The organism is Cellvibrio sp. GW822-FHT04B05 (assembly GCF_058800985.1).
The window spans coordinates 1313641-1333646 of record NZ_JBXAMU010000001.1; the positions used below are offsets into that span (position 1 = coordinate 1313641).

At 52.5% G+C, this 20006-nt stretch carries 12 protein-coding genes; 2 read left to right on the plus strand and 10 right to left on the minus strand.

All coding sequences use genetic code 11. The features are described from left to right. Nucleotides 1-79 precede the first annotated feature (79 nt). From AC1RJL_RS05270 to AC1RJL_RS05315, 10 genes are read right to left on the minus strand one after another with little or no spacing between them, the layout of a single operon-like run. Entirely contained in the window at nucleotides 80-1648 is a 1569-nt protein-coding gene (locus AC1RJL_RS05270) for an eCIS core domain-containing protein (RefSeq protein WP_492911692.1), read from the minus strand. Between the two features lie 20 nt (nucleotides 1649-1668). Continuing rightward, entirely contained in the window at nucleotides 1669-5037 is a 3369-nt protein-coding gene (locus tag AC1RJL_RS05275; RefSeq protein WP_492911693.1) for an eCIS core domain-containing protein, read from the minus strand. Then, complete coding sequence (locus AC1RJL_RS05280) at nucleotides 5037-6572, minus strand: eCIS core domain-containing protein (protein ID WP_492911694.1); 1536 nt, start codon at nucleotides 6570-6572, stop codon at nucleotides 5037-5039. The genes AC1RJL_RS05275 and AC1RJL_RS05280 overlap by 1 nt, the downstream gene beginning before the upstream one ends. Then, nucleotides 6553-6858: a hypothetical protein gene (locus AC1RJL_RS05285; protein WP_492911695.1), complete on the minus strand. Its 306-nt coding sequence runs from the start codon at nucleotides 6856-6858 to the stop codon at nucleotides 6553-6555. Before AC1RJL_RS05285 ends, AC1RJL_RS05280 begins: the two co-directional genes overlap by 20 nt. Continuing rightward, nucleotides 6855-9026, minus strand: a complete 2172-nt coding sequence (locus AC1RJL_RS05290; RefSeq protein WP_492911696.1) for an ATP-binding protein — start codon at nucleotides 9024-9026, stop codon at nucleotides 6855-6857. Before AC1RJL_RS05290 ends, AC1RJL_RS05285 begins: the two co-directional genes overlap by 4 nt. A gap of 13 nt (nucleotides 9027-9039) precedes the next feature. Continuing rightward, on the minus strand, nucleotides 9040-10317 hold the full coding sequence (locus AC1RJL_RS05295; RefSeq protein ID WP_492911697.1) for a Pvc16 family protein: 1278 nt from the start codon (nucleotides 10315-10317) through the stop codon (nucleotides 9040-9042). Then, the gene (locus tag AC1RJL_RS05300) at nucleotides 10317-11120 is read right to left on the minus strand and encodes a hypothetical protein (RefSeq protein ID WP_492911698.1); all 804 of its coding nucleotides are present in this window, start codon (nucleotides 11118-11120) and stop codon (nucleotides 10317-10319) included. The genes AC1RJL_RS05295 and AC1RJL_RS05300 overlap by 1 nt, the downstream gene beginning before the upstream one ends. Further along, complete coding sequence (locus AC1RJL_RS05305; protein ID WP_492911699.1) at nucleotides 11117-11848, minus strand: T4 family baseplate hub assembly chaperone; 732 nt, start codon at nucleotides 11846-11848, stop codon at nucleotides 11117-11119. Before AC1RJL_RS05305 ends, AC1RJL_RS05300 begins: the two co-directional genes overlap by 4 nt. Nucleotides 11849-11850: 2 nt before the next feature. Continuing rightward, entirely contained in the window at nucleotides 11851-12375 is a 525-nt protein-coding gene (locus AC1RJL_RS05310; protein ID WP_492911700.1) for a phage tail protein, read from the minus strand. A gap of 51 nt (nucleotides 12376-12426) precedes the next feature. Continuing rightward, complete coding sequence (locus tag AC1RJL_RS05315; RefSeq protein WP_492911701.1) at nucleotides 12427-14160, minus strand: phage tail sheath family protein; 1734 nt, start codon at nucleotides 14158-14160, stop codon at nucleotides 12427-12429. A gap of 747 nt (nucleotides 14161-14907) precedes the next feature. Here AC1RJL_RS05315 and AC1RJL_RS05320 point away from each other — a divergent pair. Next, nucleotides 14908-15921, plus strand: a complete 1014-nt coding sequence (locus AC1RJL_RS05320; RefSeq protein WP_492911702.1) for a cupin-like domain-containing protein — start codon at nucleotides 14908-14910, stop codon at nucleotides 15919-15921. 119 nt (nucleotides 15922-16040) lie between these two features. Next, nucleotides 16041-20003, plus strand: coding sequence for an ATP-dependent RNA helicase HrpA (hrpA, locus tag AC1RJL_RS05325; protein WP_492911703.1), 3963 nt, complete (start codon nucleotides 16041-16043; stop codon nucleotides 20001-20003). Nucleotides 20004-20006 lie beyond the last annotated feature (3 nt).

Sequence of the window (20006 nt, forward strand, 5' to 3'; positions counted from 1 at the left end):
CGGTTGGCATTTTATTCCTCGTTTTTGATATTCAGGTGGGCTGAAGAGGCAGTCATGTTGATCGCCCACATTGCCGCTTTTAAAATAATTTGGTTTTGCTATCCATACTTTTGAGCATTTTGTAACTATCCAGCACTACGATGGAGTTCGGGTATTCTCTCGCTGTGATCCAATCAGACAATTTGCGTTTACCCTTGTATTTTTGCAGCTGAGCCTTGCCGCCAAACTCGCCGGTGTTGAAATAAAGGTAAGTCCAATACACCAACTCTTCAGTTGTAGGTGTGGCGTAACCTTCGGCTTTGGCATCTTCCAAAAATAATTTTCGACGACGTTTCATAATGGCCGCCATACCTTGTAAGGCTGTTAATAAATTAGGAAACTCTGCCGAGCGCACTTCGCGGCTTTTTTCGTTGATATGTTTAACTTCTTTCACTTTGGTGAGATCGTAGCCTTTGGGCAAAAAGCCTCGCATAGGTTCGCGCTTGGCATCCAGCTCTGTCATAAAATCATCCGCACCCAGATAATCAAAACCATCCACTTTTTTGCTGGTATCGAAGGATTTCAGTTGTGGTTTTGAGGGCTCGTCTTTTTTACCCAAGCCCAATTGATCGCGTACCAACTGGATCATGCCTTCACGTGCCGCATAAACATAAAGCTCAGCGACAGGCAGATCGCTGTCAGCCACTTTATAGAGTAAGTCCATCGCTTGGGAGGGCGTATTTTTCAGCCAAAACTTCGCTTGGGAATCAGGGTGGCTGTCGGAGATTTTTGAAAGTGGACTTTGGAATTCATCCAGGAAGCTTTGCCTTTTCGCGTTGAAACTCTTATCACCGGGACTGTTAACAAACCAATCCCAGGTTGTTTTGAGCGAGGTAACTTTTGCTGCATCCAGTGGCACGAGATTGGCTAGTTTGTCGATAAGCGGTGCACCGACTTTTTTATTAAATGCGAGATTTTTACTTTTTTTAATCTCTTTGAGCGCGGCTTTCAATTTGTCGACTTCCGCCTTGATAGAGGCATCTGTTTGCACCCATTGGTCACCGGCGTCAGTCATGGCCTCGCCTTTAGTGGGGGCGCGGCGAATGGTATTTCCCGATTGCTGTAACACGTGGGTGAGTTCATGGGCCAATAGATGGCGACCGCTATTTCCCTGTGGGTCGTATTGGCCGGAGCCAAACACTATGTGGTTGTTTGCCGTGTAGGCGCGCGCATTGATATCGCGCGCCGAGGCCGCTGCTGTGTTATCCACATGAATGCGCACTTGCGAAAAATCGTGGCCAAAATGCGTTTCCATATCGGTGCGCACTTGTGTCGATAAAGGATTACCCGTGCCTGCCAGTGTGTGATTGACTGTATCTGGAATTTCTCTGCCTTCTTCCGGTATGTGTGATGACCTGCGCTGGATATTACTCACAGCAGTGGGAGCAACGTCACCGACCACACCTTTGGTAATCACTTGATCTGCAATGCGATCAGCTTCTATTTCCAGCGGATCAGATGTTGCACCAATTGTTAATTTGCGCTGTACTTTTTTCCTTGCGCAACTTTCACAGTCACCGCCACTGCTGTGATTGCCGCATGCGCATTTGCGTTGCAGAACGCCACTGGCCATACCGCTTGGCGCAAGCTGCCGAGAGGTTGTGCGCATTATCGCTCCGGTAGAGCTGGTCATGGTTGCTGCCCCTTGCTCACATGTAACTCAGTGGTGTACGTACCTGAGCCGGCATCACTAAATTGAATGGGGACATCGCCTTCCTTGGTGTTGAATACACCAGCAGGTGCGGTGTATTGGTAAGCGGCCCGCCATACATCACCACCAGCAGGCAGGGTTTTCACCAGTTTGAGGTTGATAGGAATCGAATAGGTTAAACGCGCGCTGCCTGCATTGGCCTGCCAAATTACGTAATAGGTATAGGTCTCTGGCGGTTTATCTAATTTTTCGTAAGTGGGCCAGGTAAATTGATTTTGAATCGCCGCGAACTGAACTGCTGTGGCGCCAGAGGTTGATTTGGTTGGCGCAGGTGCGGCGGTTTGGTCATCAGCATCTTTTTTATTGGGATCTTTTTTGTCAGCACCAGCGGTCGAATCAGCCGCCGTACCGCTTTTGGTATCGCCTTTGGATTTAGTTTGCTCCGCCGCCTTTTTGCTGGCTTCTGCTGCAAGGTTATCGCTCAATTGTTTGCCGAGTTTTGCGTTTTCTTGCTGCAGCGTTTGCTCAATCGGTTCTATCACTTGCTTGATCGAATCAGTAATTTGGCCGGGAGCCATATTGTCGATAATGGCTTTTACTTTGAGCGGATGACGTTTGATCATCGCTTTGAGTGCTACAAATCGCCGCAGCATTTCATCGCTGACCACAGCACCTTCTTTGCCCGCCAAGGCCGAGTAGAGCTGCAGCAAATCTTTGTCTTTCTGGATTTCTACCAGTAACAACGGCCGATCTGAACCGGCTATTGGTGGTATGGAAACACCCGGTGCCACAATACCGCCGGGCCCAGTACCACCACCAGTAGGTGGTATGCCAGACATTTTCGGTGGCGTTGTCCCTGTGGGGCTTGTGTTGCTAGCACCTGTACTTGATCCACCTGAACCACCGAGGCTGGTGATTTTAATTTTCGCACCGGAAATGGTTGTCTTGTCGCCGGATTTACGGCCCGGATCCAAAGTGCCGGGGGGTAAATCGATTACGATTTGCGAATTCGATATTTCGCTATCGCCGACTGCCACTTTGCAGCCCTGAATCACGCCATTGTTTTTGAACGTGACCGTGGTGTTGCTCATCTTCACTTTCATGTTCAGAGTAACTGTGCCGCCATCGCTGGCAGCGGCGCCACTTACTGTGACGTTGGTGACTTCTATATCGGCGTTGCCCTCAAAATTGGGCGTGCCTTTGGTATCAATATCAATAACGGTATCAGTAAGCGATACATCACCACTGACATCGGCGCCTTTTTCACCGTTATTTTTTATCTTGGTATCGCCATTCAATTCCTTGGTGTCGAGGCTGGGGCCAAATTCAATAGTGCCGCCTTTACTAACGTGGCTAATGGCAGCACGCGCATCATTGGCGGTCATCACTATGGCAATAATTGGCGCTGCGCGGGTGAGGCCTTTAATAGCATTAGGACCCAAACGAGCTGCCAGGCGTGGCGAGGATTTAGCGGCCACCACCATGGCCTCGTCAGCGCCTTTCAGTAAAAGATCGCCCTCTTTGGTGCCGTATTTGACGATATTGGCTGAATCCAGGCGCTTGGCGAGTTCGAGCGCGCCTTTTTCGGCACCTTTCTCAATAGTTTGTTCGATCAGCTTTCTTGCCAACTCTTTTTCTGCGCGGGTGCTGGCGTATTTCATTGCTTGATGTAGTAAAGCCACTGTAGTCACCACGCCCGTCGTGGTGATGAAAACGTCTACTTCATCTACACCGCCAGGTGGTAGCTGGACAGGTTTACCATCATCGATATCTTGCGTAGGAGTAATGCTATCCGGATCGGTGACTTTGGGTTGTTGCGTATCGCCTGGTTGTTTATCGCCGGACTGGGGCTGTGTATTAACCTGTGGTTGCGGCTGATCATTGGGCGCCCTTTTTTCATCGGTGGGCTCAAGCACCTGGTACTTATCGATATCCTGGAAGGGATCCATTTTGTGCACCTCGTCGGTCACTCTGACATCTTTTTCTTTTTCATCTTCTGGCTTGCCCATGCAGCGGTCACGGCAACCGTAGCTCACGCCACCTTTTTGGTTGACCTGAAATTCCAAAAATCGCAACCCCAAACCTTGGGGATTCAGTTTGGTTTTACGGCATTTAATTACCACTGGCGGTTGTACTTCGTAGGTAGTATTGGGCTTACCGTCAGTATTAGCGCTAACATTAACCGCGCTGAACGCTGAGGTGAATTTTTTGCCCAAGCGATCCTGGAGGCTGTTATAAAAACACCAGGCGTTAACCGAGCTGGGGTTATTAAAATCTACCCCGGCATCCATCAGGATTTTTTTCTCCGCCGCTTTGGGCGTTTTGCATTTACCGCCCTCTACCTGCAGACCGCCGTTGGCCGACAGCTTGGTTGACATAGGCACAATCAAGGGCGCCAGAGTTTTCAATTCATTGATATAGCCATTTGTTTCGCGGGTGGCGAGGGCACAACCTCCGCCTTCGGGACTGCGCGCTTTGACTTCTACAATTTCGACATCCAGGGTTGTACCCGCTTTTACTTTAACGCCATCAGCGCGCCCACGCGACGCGCCTTCAGCTTTAGCCAGATTGGGTGGTGTTTGCACCTGGCGCGCCCATTCGCCGCTGCCGCCCAGGCTTTTTAGCCCTTGTTCCACAATCAAATCATCTATAGAAAACAGCCCGGCCGTTTGCGTTGCTTCATCTACCAATTTCCATACACCATTGCTGGCGCCGCATTTAGTGCCTTGGCCATCGTGACCACAAGCATTGCGGCGGATGGGCGTTGCCGTCTGGCCTTGCTGCTGCACCACATGAGTCAACTCGTGGGCCAACAGTCGCTGGCCTGCCGGGTTCTGCGGACGAAATTGGTTATCGCCGAAAACGATATTGTTGCCGAGTGTGTAGGCATTAGCGTTAATGTCGCGCGCCGATTGAGCCGCTGCGCCGCCCGTGTGGATGCGCACGCGCGAAAAATCCTGCACAAAGCGCTGTTCCATATCGCCGCGTATATCTATGGGAAGTGGTTGGCCGGAACCGGATAACACTTGGTTAACCGTATCGGGTACGTCCCCCACGTCTTCTGTCGACTGCTCTGCGTTTTGAGTGTGTCGCTGGATTTTTGGAGGAATGAGAAAATTTGTGTTCGCGTGATGATCTGACAGCACCTGATCCGCCACGCGATCTGCTTCCAACTCTAATGGATCATTTGTCGAACCTACACTCAACTTGCGCTGCACCTTTTTCTTCGCGCAGCTATCGCACTCACCGCCACTGCTGTGGTTGCCACAGGCGCATTGGCGACGGATTACCTGAGCGGCAGGTAAAGGCGCTGCTTGAGCAGGGGCATTGGTGGCGGTTTTGTTCATCAGACTGTCTCGCTCTCAGATTCAGGCACCTGATCCGATTCAAGAGCTACGCCATCCAACCCCTCTTCGTTGGGCGCACTGGCATCGGCGGTGGCATTGTCAGGGCCGGGACCATCAACAGCGGGAGCATCGCTTATGAGCATTGAAGTATCTTCCTTCAGGGTTTTATCGGCATCGGGTGCCAGTTCTGCTATAGGGGACAGTGCATCTACCGCCGCGACGTTTTTGCCTTTGGCCCCACTGTTTTTTGGATCGGGTTTAGCTTTGTCTTTTGGTTTGTCGGTTTTGGGCGCGTCTTTCTTGGGTGTGGTTTTTTTAGGCGGCGGTGGTTTGAGTTTGAAACCATCGCACACACTAGAGCGTTCAACCGATTTCTTGTCCGGCTCTCTCATAAAGCAGCGCGAGCCTTTCCAAGTGCCGCTGGAGGCGATTTTGGTTTTATCTACTATCACATTGTCGTGGATCAGCTCGGAAATATCGGGCGAGGAGCGCGCACAACCATGAGAGGCGGGTGGGCTGCTAAGGTTGCCTGAATGTATCGCTACACCGGCCCTTTGGAAATAGGTGGGGTTTTTAGCCGTAGGATGGCCGGCGAGTTGGCAGCCAGTGGCAAATACCGGCCACTCGTCGCCCTTTGGTGTGCACAGGCTGCCACTGGTTTGGCTGGTTTTTTCATCATCGCAGTCCACACAGCATTTACCTGTGCCGGGGGAAATCTTGTGGCTACCTTTGCTCAGCGCCGGCTCGGTACTGGAGTCGTCCCAACTAATCTTGAGTGTGTGGGCACCCACATCCAGGGTTACTTTGGTGATGAAATTGTCTTTCACTTTGCGCGAGGGACGATTGCAGATTTCCGGGCCTTTTGGCTTGGCATCCTTTTTATTTGCTTTGGGTTTGGCCGCTTTGGCCTTGCCAGGCTTATTGGGTGCGCGCATGACCTGGTTGCCGCTGGCACCCTGTTGCACCACATGGGTCAGCTCGTGGGCGAGCAACTGGCGGCCACTGCTAGTGTCCGGCGCAAAATGTGATTGCCCGAAGACCACATGGTTGCCTACCGTATAAGCGCGGGCATCCACGTCTTGAGTCGAGCGCTCGGCTCGGGCATCCGTGTGCAGGCGCACTTGCGAAAAATCGCGGCCAAAGCGGCTTTCCATATCTAGGCGCAGGGATGTAGCCAGTGGCTGGCCTGCGCCTGCCAGGGTTTGCTCCACGCTTTCAGGTACGGCTTCTTGCTCGTCTCCATCGGTGGTTTGTTCTCCAGCGGGTGCGCGTTGGATGCTCGGTCTGGCACTGTGGAAATTGTGATTGGCGGAACCATTCACTACTTGCTCCGCAACGCGATCAGCTTCCAATTCCAGCGGATCGTTACTCGTGCCCATATTTAATTTGCGCTGGATTTTTTTCTTGTTGCACGCCTCGCATTGGCCGCCGCTGCTGTGATTGCCACAGCTGCATTTGCGCTGCAATACATCCTTGCCGGCCGCGTGAACTGGCAGTAGATAGTTTGCAACGGGTTTAAGGTGTAGTTGGCCCATGGCCTATACCTCCGTAAACCGATGCGGCTATCTGACGGCCCAGTTGCTCGGGTGCCGTGCCCACTCCCGTTTTTGCGCTCAGTTGTATGGGCGCGGTTGCGAGTTTGGGTACGGCCAGGCCTTGTGCCAATCCGCTATGCAAACCGTGCTCGCCAAGCAGCCGGCCCAATTCAATTTCTATGCTGGTTTGCAGTTGCTGACGCTCGTGCTGGCTCAGGCCGAAGCCATCCAGTATCAGGCGATCTATGTAAAGTTGGATATTGGCCGGGTGTGTGGATGCAGTCATAGCTTTGCTCCTGCTACACCTAATTGGCGAAACTCCGCCTCGTTCACGGGTTTATCGAGTTTGCGCATTTCGCCGCGAATAGCATCCAGCACCAGTGGCATGGTGACTTTGTGCTCCTCGCTGCCGGCACCTAGGAAGGCGGCGTTGAGGGCGATGTTGTGGATACTGCCGCCGGTAAGGTTAAAGCGCGCCAGGTGCTGGTAATCCAGCTCGCTTAAGGGCGTTTGGGCGGGAAAAACTTTGCGCCAGATATCCGCGCGCTGGGCGGCAGCGGGGAACTGGAAGCTGAGAATAAAGCGCAGCCGGCGCAGGAAAGCCTGGTCCAGTGCACTGCGCAAATTGGTGGCAAGTATGGCCAGGCCGCGATAAGACTCTATGCGCTGCAGCAAGTAGTTGATTTCGATATTGGCGTAGCGGTCGTGGCTGTCTTTGACTTCGCTGCGTTTGCCGAACAAGGCATCGGCTTCGTCGAAGAACAGGATCGCCCCCCCATCTTCGGCGGCGTCGAACAGCCGGCGCAGGTTTTTCTCGGTCTCGCCTATGTATTTGCTCACCACTGCCGAGAGATCAATACGGTAGAGATGCAGGTTGAGCGCGTTGGCCAGCACCTCGGCGGCCATGGTTTTGCCGGTGCCACTCTCGCCGGCAAAGAGCACGCTCAGGCCCATACCGCGATTCATCCGCTCGCCAAAACCCCATTCACCATATACCTGCATACGTTGTTCGACCTGGGCGCACACCTGGTGCAGCAACTTGAGTGAATCATCAGGTAATACCAACTGTTCCCAAGTAGCTTTGGCATCAAGCCGTTGGGCCAGTTGATCGAGACGGGGGCTGGTTTTGGCGAGACAGGCCTGCCAGAGGCGCTGTTTGAGGCTGGGTGCGGGCTCGTTATCGTCAGCAGCGATTGGCGCATGTCCCTGCTGTTTTTGATCAAGTGCCTCTTGGTCGAGGGCGAGGGCATCGCGTGCCAGACTATCTATAACACCTATATCTAGGCTGAACTGGGCGGCGAGTTGGTTGGCCAGCGCGCGTTGGTCATCACCCAATAAGGCCTGCCAGGCTTGCAGTTGCTCAACCGCTAACGGCTTGTGCACTTCCAGATTCAAGCTATCCAGCTCAGGGCGTAGATCGCGGCTGGCGATAATCACTATGCCACCGGTAGTGGCCAGCCGTTGTAGCAGTTGGTTGTGGTTTGAACTTTCCCCAACGTGATCCAGACGATGGGTTTCCAGATAGAGTGCCACTGGTAGCAGCCGCCGCTCGCGACCCCAGAGCCGCAGCAACTGCTCCAGCTCGGCGGGTTGGCCAGGCAGGTTTTCCAGCGTTAGCTGCACCAGGTCTATTCCCAGCGGCGCCAGCGCCTGCCGGGCAATCGCCAGTTTGGCGGGGCTTTCGGGGCCGGTGAGTTGGATTCTGATCGTGGCCGAACCAAGGGCCTGCTGGCGATCCAGATATTCCTTGAGTACGCGCACTTGTATGCGCTGTGAAGTCGACAGCGTCTGGCTTTCAATCTCCGGCGCAGGCAGGGGAGAGACAAAAGCGTGCAAGCGATCATCCAACTGGTGCTGGGGCTCGACCATATAGCCTACTATCCGCTCGTCGACGCGCAGGGCGCTGGTAACCAGCGGCTCGGCGCCGGGTTGGTTGATCTCCAGCAAGCGCCAATAACGCAAGGGGCGATGGGGGGCCAAGGCATCCCATTCGGCCTCTTCGAAAATTTGTAACGCCAAGGCAAACGTCGGGTAAGGGCGGCCGGTAGCCGCGGCTTTGGCACAGAGGGCGGCGGTTTTGCCGTCCAGCTCCAGCGCTGCGCAGAGCATAAGGATATCGCGCTCAAAGCGGCTGAGGCCGAACTGGCGACTGAGGATAATCGCCGCTGGCGGCGGCTCCTGACTTTCGGCGGCGCTTAGCGATGTAGCGACTTTTTCCAGCTCGCTGTTGATGGCGGCTGCATCATAGGTGTTGGGCAGGGGCGCTGTGACGGCTTGCCGCGCTTTATCGAAGCCAAACGGGAAGGGCTTTTTGGTCTCCACTTGCGGCAGGAGCGGTTGGGGACTTGTTACTGACACGTTGGCGATATGCCGCTCCAACCGCAGTTGCACCCAACGGATGTAATCCTGCAAGTAGGTTTTATTGGCGGCCAGCCACTCGGCATGCTCTGTCATTGCAAGCTCCTCATTATTGAATCTCCAATTGCTGGGCCGGATCAAACACAAAACGCGGCGGATTGATGGCCCGGGCGATAGGCAGGCTGTCTACACCATCCACACGCAGGTAGACGGGTTGCAGCACCAGTGGCTCAGCAGCGGTGACCACCACATCCACTTGGCTGCTGGCTGCCAACAGGGGTTCAGCTACCACTTGGAGACCGCCTGCCAGCAGCATTACCTCCTGATCGGGCAAGGCTTGCGGGCTGACGGTTAAACTCAAACTGACAGAACCATCGCCGGCGATGGCGACAGGGTTAGCCGGCATAATTTGCGTGATGCGCGCGCCCAGATTGAGGGGCAGCGGATTGCTGGTGCGCACTTGGGAGCCTTGTTTGATCACAGCTACCACTGAATAGCTACCAGCGGCCCAAGCGCTTTGCGCCGCGAGATCATTGGGCAGGATGACGTTAATAGTGGTAGCGCTGCGGTCGCTGGCATCTATGGCCAGCTCCAGGTCGCTCAGTCGTGCATGGCTAAAGCGCAGGCTGACACTGTCGCCCGCCAAGTGCTGGCCCTGGATACTCAAGCGCAATCCTAACCAGGCGTTGGGCAATGAAGGTAGCGGCGGTAAGTTCGCATCTTCCTCAAAACCGATATGGATTTTTTCGAGTTGGGGAATAGCGCCCAACAGCGTATCCACACCCTGATCGTTCTGGCCGCGCTGGAGTACCGGCAGCGCCGGCACCACTACATCGTCGGTTTCGATCAACACCAGGCTGGCGTTATAAGCCAGCGAGAGGGCATAGGGCGTTTGGAAGAACACTGACCAGAGTTTGGACAGCTCATCCAGACTCAGCGGCAATGGGGTTAACTTCACCCGCTCCAGTTGCTGGTGAAGGTTGGAGCCCTCCAGCAAGGGCCAGGAATTGATGGCGTTTTCCAGGATTGCCGGCAGCAGCACCGGGCTGGCGTGCAGGTCGCGCGCTACGGCACCCAGCATGCGCTGGGGCTCAAAATCCTTTTCTTCGCCGTAAAAGGCCAGCAGGTAATGCAGATCCAGCGCCACTTGCGGCCGTTGTACCAGTTTGCCGGCGCTGTTGCGGGTAGCCAGGTCAGTATTGCGTAGCGCCGCGTTGGGCACTACCTGGTAGAGGAACAATTGCACCCAATGGTTCGTCCCTTGCGGCGGAGTGGCTTGGGGGCGGCCAATTACCACCTGGGCGCCGCTCACCACCTGCTGGATCGATTGGGTGATCTGCGCCGCCAGCGCAGCGGTTACTGTGGCGACGGCAAGGGAGTTACTCATCACCTGTCTCCCTTACGCTGCTTGAGGTAATCGTCCAGGCTCAGGGTGGCAGGTACCGCTTTGGGCTTGGCTGCCGGGCTGGTGCTGGCGGGATTAGCGCGAATCTCGATACGGCCAATAGATACCTGGATACTGGGCACGGGCGCCACAGATTCTGTTTGCGGGACCAAGCGCCGGGCCAAGGTTTGTGTAACAGGTTCGGGCGCGGCAATGCGGGTTTGGATGTGCGGCATTTTATTGGCAGGCGGTGCGTCTTGATGGGATTTAGTCTTGTGGCTGACAGGATTTACATCAATCGTGCTGGAGATAGGCGCCTCAGTTCGCTGTTCGATCAACAATGATCGTTCAATCTGCCGTTCAATCGCCGGTTGCCCAAACTCAGGCGGCACCGCACGTTGTGGGACAGGTATGGGTACCAGCAGTGGTTGCTCGTGGATACTTTCGCGTACTAACTGTTGCACAAGAATCGGCGGCTCCGTTGCCACGGGAGGTGTTTGCTCAAGCTCGGCTGCAGGTTGTATTTGCTCGTGCATCACCCGGGGTTCCAGCGTAGGCACAGGAGATTGTTTGGTTTGTACAGCTGCGATGGCTGGTTCGGCCTGAGGCTGCCTGACGGGGGCAGGTCGCTGCTGTTCCGGCTGGGTATTTTGGCGGTGACTTACCGGTGCCTCGGCCATTCTTTGCTGGTTATCTTCCGCAGGCAAAACCCCGGCTGAGCCTTCAAAGCGGCTGGCCAGGCGCGGCTGCACCACCGCCACGCGATTGAGCGCCAGGTTGGCGATATGGCTCAAATACTGGCTCATAAGAGTTGCTCCAGGTAGAGTCGCCGCCGTGTGGGCGTCATGGCGAGGATATCGGTCTCGGTCCAGGAATAATGTGTGGCGAGCAGGTGGACTTCGCCAATGATGCGCTGTGCCCAAGCGTGGAGTTCGCGCCACAGGAAGCTGGCAATATCAAACGCCGCCAGCCAGCGGTGGGTACAGGCGGGGCAATTGAGGTCGAGTTGGGTATTGGCCTGGGGATCGGCAGCAGCCATGGCATCCTCCAGGGCAGCAAGTACCTGGCTGGGCAATTCACTGGCTTGGTGGTGATGTTTGCCGCGTCTGGCGTCTAACAAGCAGCGTGACATCAACGCTTGATAGGCCGCTTCAGGATCGGCTTGGGTCTCGGCGAAAATCAGGTCGTGGCTATCGGGCAGGCGAAAATCCAGCTCGTAACCTTCCCATTTACAACTCAAGCGCTCGGGTACAGGCGGCAGTTCGGCGATTCGTATATCCGTCACACCCAGTTCAAACTCCAGTGGCTGTGCACAGGCCGGGCAGTGGGCGAGGCTCACCAGGCGCGCGCCGAATAACCGCTCCCGCGCCGCCAGTGCCAAGCCGTCGCGCCGGCCCAGTGGCAGCTGCAATAACGGCTCCTCACCCAGCTCGGGATAGACCTCGGCTAGCAGTGTAATCAGGCGGCGCGCACTGGTTTGCGATAATCCTCGCTCCCATGCCGCCAGCAAGTCCTTGGCAGTAAATGAGTGCATGATTATTGCGGTTCAGTGAAGCTGATCTCGCCGGGCTCGCCCACTTCGTAGTCGCGCTCCCAGCCCTCGTTTTCGAGCTTGATATGTTGGATCGCCACCGCATTGGCATTGGCGTCCAGATCCGGCAGCGCCTGGAACTCCGACACCCAGCAGCGGAACAGCTTATAAGCGACGGCCAGTTGGCCGGTCTCGTTGTACAGCTCGATGATAATGTCTTTGCGGAAATCCTTAAGCGATACCTCGGCGCCCAAGCCGGCACCAAAATTCCACACTTTGTTCGCCCACTGTTCGAACTCTTTATCGTGGGTGACGCCGCGCTCCAGCGTAATAGCCTCAAACTCGGTGCGGCCGGGGGATTTGCGGCTGCTGCTGGGATCACCGCCCTCGCGGTGTTTCACCACCTCGGTGGTGCGCTTGAGCGAACCGACCTTGCTGACGCCGGCCACGTATTTGCCGTCCCATTTCACACGGAATTTAAAATTTTTGTACGGATCGAAACGTTGTGCATTAACGCTAAATTGTGCCATGACAGTGTCCCTCTAGAACTCAATAAAAAGTGGTTAGCGACGTGGACTTAGCTACACATCAATTTGGCCAGCAATCTGCTGGAGTTTGATCACCACAAATTCCGCCGGCTTGAGTGGCGCAAAGCCAACCACAATATTCACAATTCCCGAATTGATATCGTTTTGGGTCGTGGTCTCCTTATCGCACTTCACAAAGTAAGCGTCTTTCGGCGTACTTCCCTGGAAAGCTCCCAAGCGAAACAGGTTATGCAAGAAGGCGCCCACGTTCAGGCGAATCTGCGCCCAGAGGGGTTCGTCGTTGGGTTCAAACACTACCCATTGGGTGCCGCGATAAAGGCTTTCCTCAATAAACAATGCGGTGCGACGTACGGGCACGTACTTCCATTCGTCCGCCAATTTGTCAGCACCGCGTAACGTGCGTGCACCCCAGACCACCCGTCCGCTACCGGGAAAGGCACGCAGCACATTGATCCCAACGGGGTTGAGCAAACCATTCTCGGCATCGTTGAGCACCACGTTCAGGCCCTGGATACCATTGATGGAAGCATCCAAACCGGCGGGCGCTTTCCATACGCCGCGGCTCGCATCCGTACGGGCGAAAATACCGGCCACAGCACCAGAGGGAACAAAGTTATCCACCTGTCCATCGCGCAACGGATCAACCTCTTTCAGCAAGGGGAAATAGAGCGCGGCATTGCGGGCGCTTTCGCCCGATACACCCAGCGCATCCAAACCGGCGAGGGCATCTGCAGCGGCAGTGTTGGGGTTAGCGCTCCAGGCTGCAGGCGAATCCACCAACACAAACGCACGGCGCGCTTTGGCGTAGGCGATGGCGGTTTGGTAGAAATCGGAAGGTGTATCACCGCCGCGTGAATCGGGCGGAATCACCAGCAGGTTGAAGAGATCGGCTTTATCCAGCGCGTAGAGGCCGGTTTTATCGTTTTTGGAGCCTTCAAAATCACTCCCTGAACTTAAGGGCTGGCCGTTGTCGCCTTTGAAAGCGGCCTCAGCTGTGGCCAAGGCGGTGCGCGCAGCGGTTATGTCTCCTGCCACTGGCGGTTTGACAGCAAGTGCGGCAGCGAGGGTTGCCTCGGCTGTGCTCGCTGCATCCACCAATACTTTGGTAGCGTCGGCGTAAGCTGTCTGCTTGGTTTGATCAGAAGGCGCCGCCAACAATTCAGCATAGGCCGTGGCCGCTGCACCTGTGAGCGGCAAAGTCGGCGCCGTGTTGGGCCAGGTCAGTGTTACCAAACCGGAGCCGGCCAGTACCCGATCAACACGACGGGCACTTTGCGCATTGTTCGTAAGGTTAATAAATTTTTCGCTGCGGCCTGCGAGCGATACCGTCAAATTAAACAGGCGATCATTTGCACCCAAATTTAATGTAGTACGCACCTCATCTGATACTTCCACATCAATGGCAAGCCGTAACTTTTGGCCCCATTTGCCCGGTGATTTTGCTTTCAACTCCAACCCATCTACTGCAACAGTTGCAATGGAGTCGCTCGCTGTCTGTGGATTTTTATAGAGCCGTACTACAATCGCCTGGCCGCCACCATTCAAGAAAAAATCGCGCACGGCATAACCCAGTGGATAATCCACCGCGAGCCCGCCAAACGCGCGTTCGAAATCGCCAAAATTGGTTAACGTCACCGGCGTATTTACAGGGCCAAAGACGGCGCGCCCCAAAAAAGCCGTGATGGAAGTCGCCACACTGGCAATAGTGCGAACACCACTGGGAACCTCTTCGATATAAACACCTGGGTAGGATAATGTTGCGGGCATAACTCACTCCTTTTGCATTAGGCGCGCTCGGGGCGCTAATAGAATTCCACCAAACAACCCTGTAGTTTTACACTGTAAAATTTAATAAGCATTACCAAAATTCAGGCAAAAAAATCCTCACTGCCTTTATGAAAGGCAACCATTTCAGCAATAAAATTTTTTGATGTATTGAGCAAAAAAGTTAGATTAAAAAGATAATATAAAAAGCATCATTTTTATAAAATCAGTTACAGTATCGGCAATCTGACCCGCAGATTAATTCTTTAAACATGAGTAAGTGATACTCCAGAAAATCGTTAATTTCAACGGCTAAAAATATTTAGTGGCGCTTAAAATTCTCATTTGTCATCCAAGTTTTTATGCAAAAATTTATTCACAAAATGCGTGTGAAATATTCACACCCTGAAAGTGAAATTTTCACATTGGAGAATAAAAAGATAAGCTTGACCTACCTGAAAATATTCAGGCATAAGCATAAAAAGTAATTAGGAAATAGTGAGAAATAACGAGGGCAAATTTAGTCTGCAACAGATTAGGGCACAGCTACTTTACTCTCATCATAGAGAGTCACCTCCGCACTACTGCCATTCTTTCGCCCTTGGCCGTCTCTACCAGGAGCACATGATGAGCGTAGTTGCTTGCATTGCTCTGATGCAAATCAATTGCCTTTTACTTCAGGTTAATGGTCAAATCTACTCCAGCTCTGGTCGTTCCTCGATTAAACAACATACGAAGTAGACTTATCCCATGCTCGACATTCCCAACCTCGTCCAAGAAGTTCACGGTGTAGACCCGCTCCATATTCCTCCTGGATCACTTAGTGGCAACGAACCGCTGATTCTCAAGGGGGTAGCGCGGAATTGGCCGTTGGTGCAGGCGGGATTAACGTCCCATGAGGCGGCAGATGCTTATCTGCGCTCATTTTACGGTGATAAAACTGTGGGAACTTTTTTGGGTGCTCCTGAAGTGGAGGGGTTTTATTTTTATAACAACGATCTCTCAGGTCTGAATTACAAATCGGATCGGCTCAGGCTGGATGATGTACTGGATAAAATTCTCGAATATAAAGGTGATATTAATCCCGCTACTTTCTATGTAGGTTCAACTACGGTTGATGTGTGCCTGCCCGGATTTCGCGAGCAAAACGATTTAACAATCCCGTTTGCTGATGCGCTGGTCAGTATCTGGATTGGCAACAAATCGCGTATCGCTTGCCATTACGATGCCCCTGATAATCTCGCTTGCAGTGTGGTAGGCAAGCGTCGTTTTACCGTCTTCCCGCCGGAGCAGATTGAAAACCTGTATCCGGGACCGCTCGACTTTAATCCGGCCGGACAGCAAATCAGTCTTGTCGATTTTGCCAAGCCGGACTTTGAGAAATTCCCGCGCTTCCGTCAGGCGATGGCCGCAGGGCTGGTCGCTAATCTGGAGCCGGGTGATGCGCTCTACATCCCGAGTATGTGGTGGCACCACGTTGAGGGTATGGATACCTTAAATGTGCTGGTCAATTACTGGTGGCGCACTGTGCCGCCATTTATGGGGCCGGGAATCAATGTGTTGAAACATGCAATGCTCAGTATCCGCGATCTGCCGGAGAAAGAAAAAGCGGCATGGAAGATCCTGTTTGATTTCTATATTTTCGGCGATCAAGCCCATGCGACTGAAAATATACCGCCTGCTGCCCAAGGTGTACTTGGGCCTATTGATGATATGCAAGCCCGCCAGCTACGCGCCTGGCTGATCAATCGCTTGAATCGCTAGCCGTTTGAGTCGGTAAGTGTTTGAATCGCTGATAGTCCCCGCTGTATTATCCCCCGCCTATTTACCGGTGCGATGAATCCACGTCGCACCGGATTGCAAGAACAGCAAGTCGGGTTGATATGTCGAATATTTGGTCAAGTTATAAACAATCCATCGTTAACGTGATGGGGCAGGACAGGCACAATCTCACGCGACGATTGGGGGAGATCGAAAAATTGGCGCGTGCTGAAAAGCCGTATGATCAAGCATTAGAGAAATGGCAAAGCCAATTGGTTCGCTCACAAGCAGCGGTCGCGCGTCGCAAACAACTTGTGCCCGACGATATCGAATTCCCGAATTTACCTGTTTGCGAAAAGCGCGATGAAATTGCACAGATTATTACCGCTAATCAAGTGGTGGTATTAGCAGGTGAAACCGGCTCGGGGAAAACCACCCAAATCCCCAAAATCTGTTTAACGATTGGACGTGGTGTCGGCGGTTTGATTGGCCATACACAACCGCGTCGTATTGCCGCTAACACTGTTGCCAACCGAATAGCCGAAGAATTAAAAACCCCTCTGGGTGAAAAGGTGGGTTATCAGGTTCGCTTCAGCGATCAATCGAATGAAAATACACTGATCAAAGTAATGACCGACGGTATTCTGCTGGCTGAAATTCAGCACGATCCCTACCTGAATAAATACGATACGCTCATCATCGATGAAGCCCATGAACGCAGCTTGAATATCGACTTTTTGCTCGGTTATTTAAAGCAACTCCTGCCCAAGCGCCCGGATTTAAAATTAATTATCACCTCGGCGACGATTGATCTTGAGCGTTTCTCGCAGCATTTTAATAACGCTCCGATCATAGAAGTGTCTGGCCGCACATATCCGGTTGAGTTGTGGTATCGACCGTTGTATGAGTTTGAATCGAGCGACGAAAGTGAAAATGAGCCCGATCAATATGCAGCGATTGTGGATGCAGTGCATGAGATTGAATTGCACGAAAAAACCGGATCAGGCGCACGTGGTGGCGACATTCTGGTTTTTTTGAGTGGTGAGCGCGAAATTCGCGAAGCTGCAGAAGCGCTGCGCAAGGCACAATTTGCGCATATGGAAGTGATTCCGTTTTATGCGCGCCTGAGCTTAGCCGAGCAGCAAAAAGTATTTTCTCCTCACACCGGCCGGCGTATTGTGTTGGCGACCAATGTTGCTGAAACATCGATTACCGTTCCGGGAATCCGCTATGTAATTGATCCGGGTTTTGCGCGCATTAGTCGTTATTCTTATCGCACCAAAGTGCAACGTTTGCCAATTGAACCGGTTTCGCAAGCGAGTGCGAATCAGCGTAAAGGCCGCTGTGGCCGTGTTGCCGAAGGCATTTGTATTCGCTTGTATAGCGAAGAGGATTTTAATTCCCGTCCGGCCTTTACCGATGCAGAAATCCTGCGTACTAACCTGGCCGCCGTTATTCTGCAGATGCTGCAACTGCGCATGGGTGATATCCATAAATTCCCCTTTATCGATGCACCTGACCATCGTCTGATCAGCGATGGTTTTAAATTACTCGAAGAGTTACACGCAGTTAATGCAAAAAATCATCTGACTCCCGTGGGGCAGCAACTCAGCAAGTTGCCGCTTGATCCGCGCTTGGCGCGTATGCTGATTTCTGCGCAGGAACAGTCTTGTGCGCGCGAATTGTTGATCATTGCCAGTGCTTTGTCGGTACAGGATCCGCGTGAGCGTCCGGTTGAAAAGCAACAAGCTGCTGACCAAAGCCATCGTCGCTTTTGGGTAGATCACAGTGACTTTCTTGGCTTCATAAATTTATGGGATTATTTTGAAACCCAACGACAGGCACTAACGCAAAACCAGTTGCGCAAGTTGTGCAAAAAAGAATTTCTTTCTTATCTGCGTTTACGCGAATGGCGTGATGTGCACCACCAATTATGTGTGGCAGCGAAAGACCTTGGGATTCGTGTCAATTCTGAATCGGCTAATTATGAATCTGTCCATAAAGCGCTGTTGACCGGTTTATTAGGCAATCTCGGTTTTAATCACGAAGAGCGCGAATATCTTGGTGCGCGCAACCGGAAATTTGCAATTTTTCCCGGCTCATCGCTCGCCAAAAAAACACCGAAATGGATTATGGCGGCGGAGCTAATTGAAACTTCAAAATTGTTTGCCCACACAGTCGCCAAAATTGAACCTGAGTGGGTGATTGCCGCTGCTGAACATTTAATAAAACGCCAGCATTTCGAGCCGCATTACGATAGCCGCAGCGGTCAGGTAATGGTTTACGAAAAAATCACTTTGTACGGATTGGTTATTGTTGAGAAGAAGTCCGTCAGCTATAGCCATATAGATCCGGCGCAGTGTCGCGAAGTATTTATTCGTGCAGCGCTAGTGGAAGGACAATACGATCAACATCCGAAGCGCAAACACGCACAAAACAAGAATCCGCAAAACGACTTTTTTGTCCACCAACAAACATTGTTAAAAGAGTTGGAGGATCTGGAGTCCAAAGCTCGTCGTCGCGATATTGTGGTAGATGAGCAAGTGATTTTTGATTTTTATAATGAGCGTATTCCCGAAAGTGTAGTGAATCTTGCCGGGTTTGAGGCTTGGCGTAAAAAGGCAGAACAAGCAAATCCCAAGCTTTTATTTTTGACACGGGAAGTCCTGATGCGTCACGGTGCAGGTGATATCACCCAAGCGCAATTTCCCAATGAATTGGAATGGCGCGGTATGGTATTTCCGCTGAGTTATCATTTTGAGCCAAATCATGCCTTTGATGGTGTCAGTATCCATGTGCCCATGAGTGTTTTGCACCAAGTGCCAGAACAGCGCTTGGAGTGGCTGGTGCCGGGAATGCTGCGTGAAAAATGTATTGGTTTGATTAAATCACTACCGAAAAACCTGCGCAAACATTTTGTACCTGTGCCGGATGTGGTTGATAAGATTCTTGCCGCATTATCGCCGGATAATAAATCCTTAATAGAAGCATTGGGTTTGCAATTAAAGCGTTTGACGGGTATCGATATATCCAAAGAAGCCTGGCTTGAAACCAATGTGGATGATTATTACCGTTTCAATATTCATGTAGTTGATGACAAAGGCAAGATCATCGCCAGTGGCCGCGATTTATCGCCACTGCGCGATAAATATCGCGAGCGAGTGCAACAAAATATTCAATCTGCCGCTACCAATATTGAACGCGATGGTATTGTGAGTTGGGATTTTGATGAATTGCCGCAAGCGATTCAGCTGCCGCGCGGAGGAATCAGTATTCGCGCTTATCCGGCGTTGGTTGATAAACAATCCTCGGTTGCATTGCAGGTATTGGATAATCCGCTGCAAGCGCTGGATCTAACCCAGCGTGGATTAGCGCGTTTGGTATATTTATCGCTGTCGCAGACAGTAAAGTATTTGCAAAAAGAATTATTAAAAGGGCAGGAGGTCGCACTCACCCTGGCGGGGATTGGCAACCGCGAACAGGTGGCCGACGATTTAATTATGGCGGCAATCAAACAGCTGGTCGTTCCGGACCAGAAAAATTTGCCGCGGACGAAGGTACAGTTTGAAGAGCGCGTTAATTTGGCCAAAGATAAGTTGATTATCCATGCACAAGATCTTGCTCATCATCTTGTCAGCAGTTTGAAATTATTGGTCGACGTTAAAAAACAGCTAAAACAGCAAAAAAATGCATTGATGTTCGCGTTTACTATTAGCGATATCAACCGACAATTGACCCAACTGTTTTATCCCGGCCTGGTTTATAAAACCCCGGCGCAATGGTTGCAGCAGTATCCAAAATATATGCGCGGAATCCAACAGCGTCTGGAAAAGGCGGCACTCAACCCCCAAAAGGACAAGTTACAGCTTGCAGAAATCGCACCTCACTGGCAGCGCTTGGTAGATTATCTGGCCAAAGAGGGCGACTATCGGTTGGCACAAAACGGAGCTTTGATAGATTATCGGTGGTGGATTGAGGAATTACGTATTTCGCTCTTCGCCCAGACACTCAAAACCCAGGTGCCGGTGTCTGATAAGCGAATGGATAAACAATGGGAGCAGGCGATGTTGGAGGCTCAGGGTTAATCA

What these genes read in the sequence shown, in the direction of transcription:
- AC1RJL_RS05270 (WP_492911692.1), bottom strand. Translation starts at nt 1,648, where the DNA reads ATGCGCACAACCTCTCGGCAGCTTGCGCCAAGCGGTATGGCCAGTGGC.
- AC1RJL_RS05275 (WP_492911693.1), bottom strand. Translation starts at nt 5,037, where the DNA reads ATGAACAAAACCGCCACCAATGCCCCTGCTCAAGCAGCGCCTTTACCT.
- AC1RJL_RS05280 (WP_492911694.1), bottom strand. Translation starts at nt 6,572, where the DNA reads ATGGGCCAACTACACCTTAAACCCGTTGCAAACTATCTACTGCCAGTT.
- AC1RJL_RS05285 (WP_492911695.1), bottom strand. Translation starts at nt 6,858, where the DNA reads ATGACTGCATCCACACACCCGGCCAATATCCAACTTTACATAGATCGC.
- AC1RJL_RS05290 (WP_492911696.1), bottom strand. Translation starts at nt 9,026, where the DNA reads ATGACAGAGCATGCCGAGTGGCTGGCCGCCAATAAAACCTACTTGCAG.
- AC1RJL_RS05295 (WP_492911697.1), bottom strand. Translation starts at nt 10,317, where the DNA reads ATGAGTAACTCCCTTGCCGTCGCCACAGTAACCGCTGCGCTGGCGGCG.
- AC1RJL_RS05300 (WP_492911698.1), bottom strand. Translation starts at nt 11,120, where the DNA reads ATGAGCCAGTATTTGAGCCATATCGCCAACCTGGCGCTCAATCGCGTG.
- AC1RJL_RS05305 (WP_492911699.1), bottom strand. Translation starts at nt 11,848, where the DNA reads ATGCACTCATTTACTGCCAAGGACTTGCTGGCGGCATGGGAGCGAGGA.
- AC1RJL_RS05310 (WP_492911700.1), bottom strand. Translation starts at nt 12,375, where the DNA reads ATGGCACAATTTAGCGTTAATGCACAACGTTTCGATCCGTACAAAAAT.
- AC1RJL_RS05315 (WP_492911701.1), bottom strand. Translation starts at nt 14,160, where the DNA reads ATGCCCGCAACATTATCCTACCCAGGTGTTTATATCGAAGAGGTTCCC.
- AC1RJL_RS05320 (WP_492911702.1), top strand. Translation starts at nt 14,908, where the DNA reads ATGCTCGACATTCCCAACCTCGTCCAAGAAGTTCACGGTGTAGACCCG.
- hrpA (WP_492911703.1), top strand. Translation starts at nt 16,041, where the DNA reads ATGTCGAATATTTGGTCAAGTTATAAACAATCCATCGTTAACGTGATG.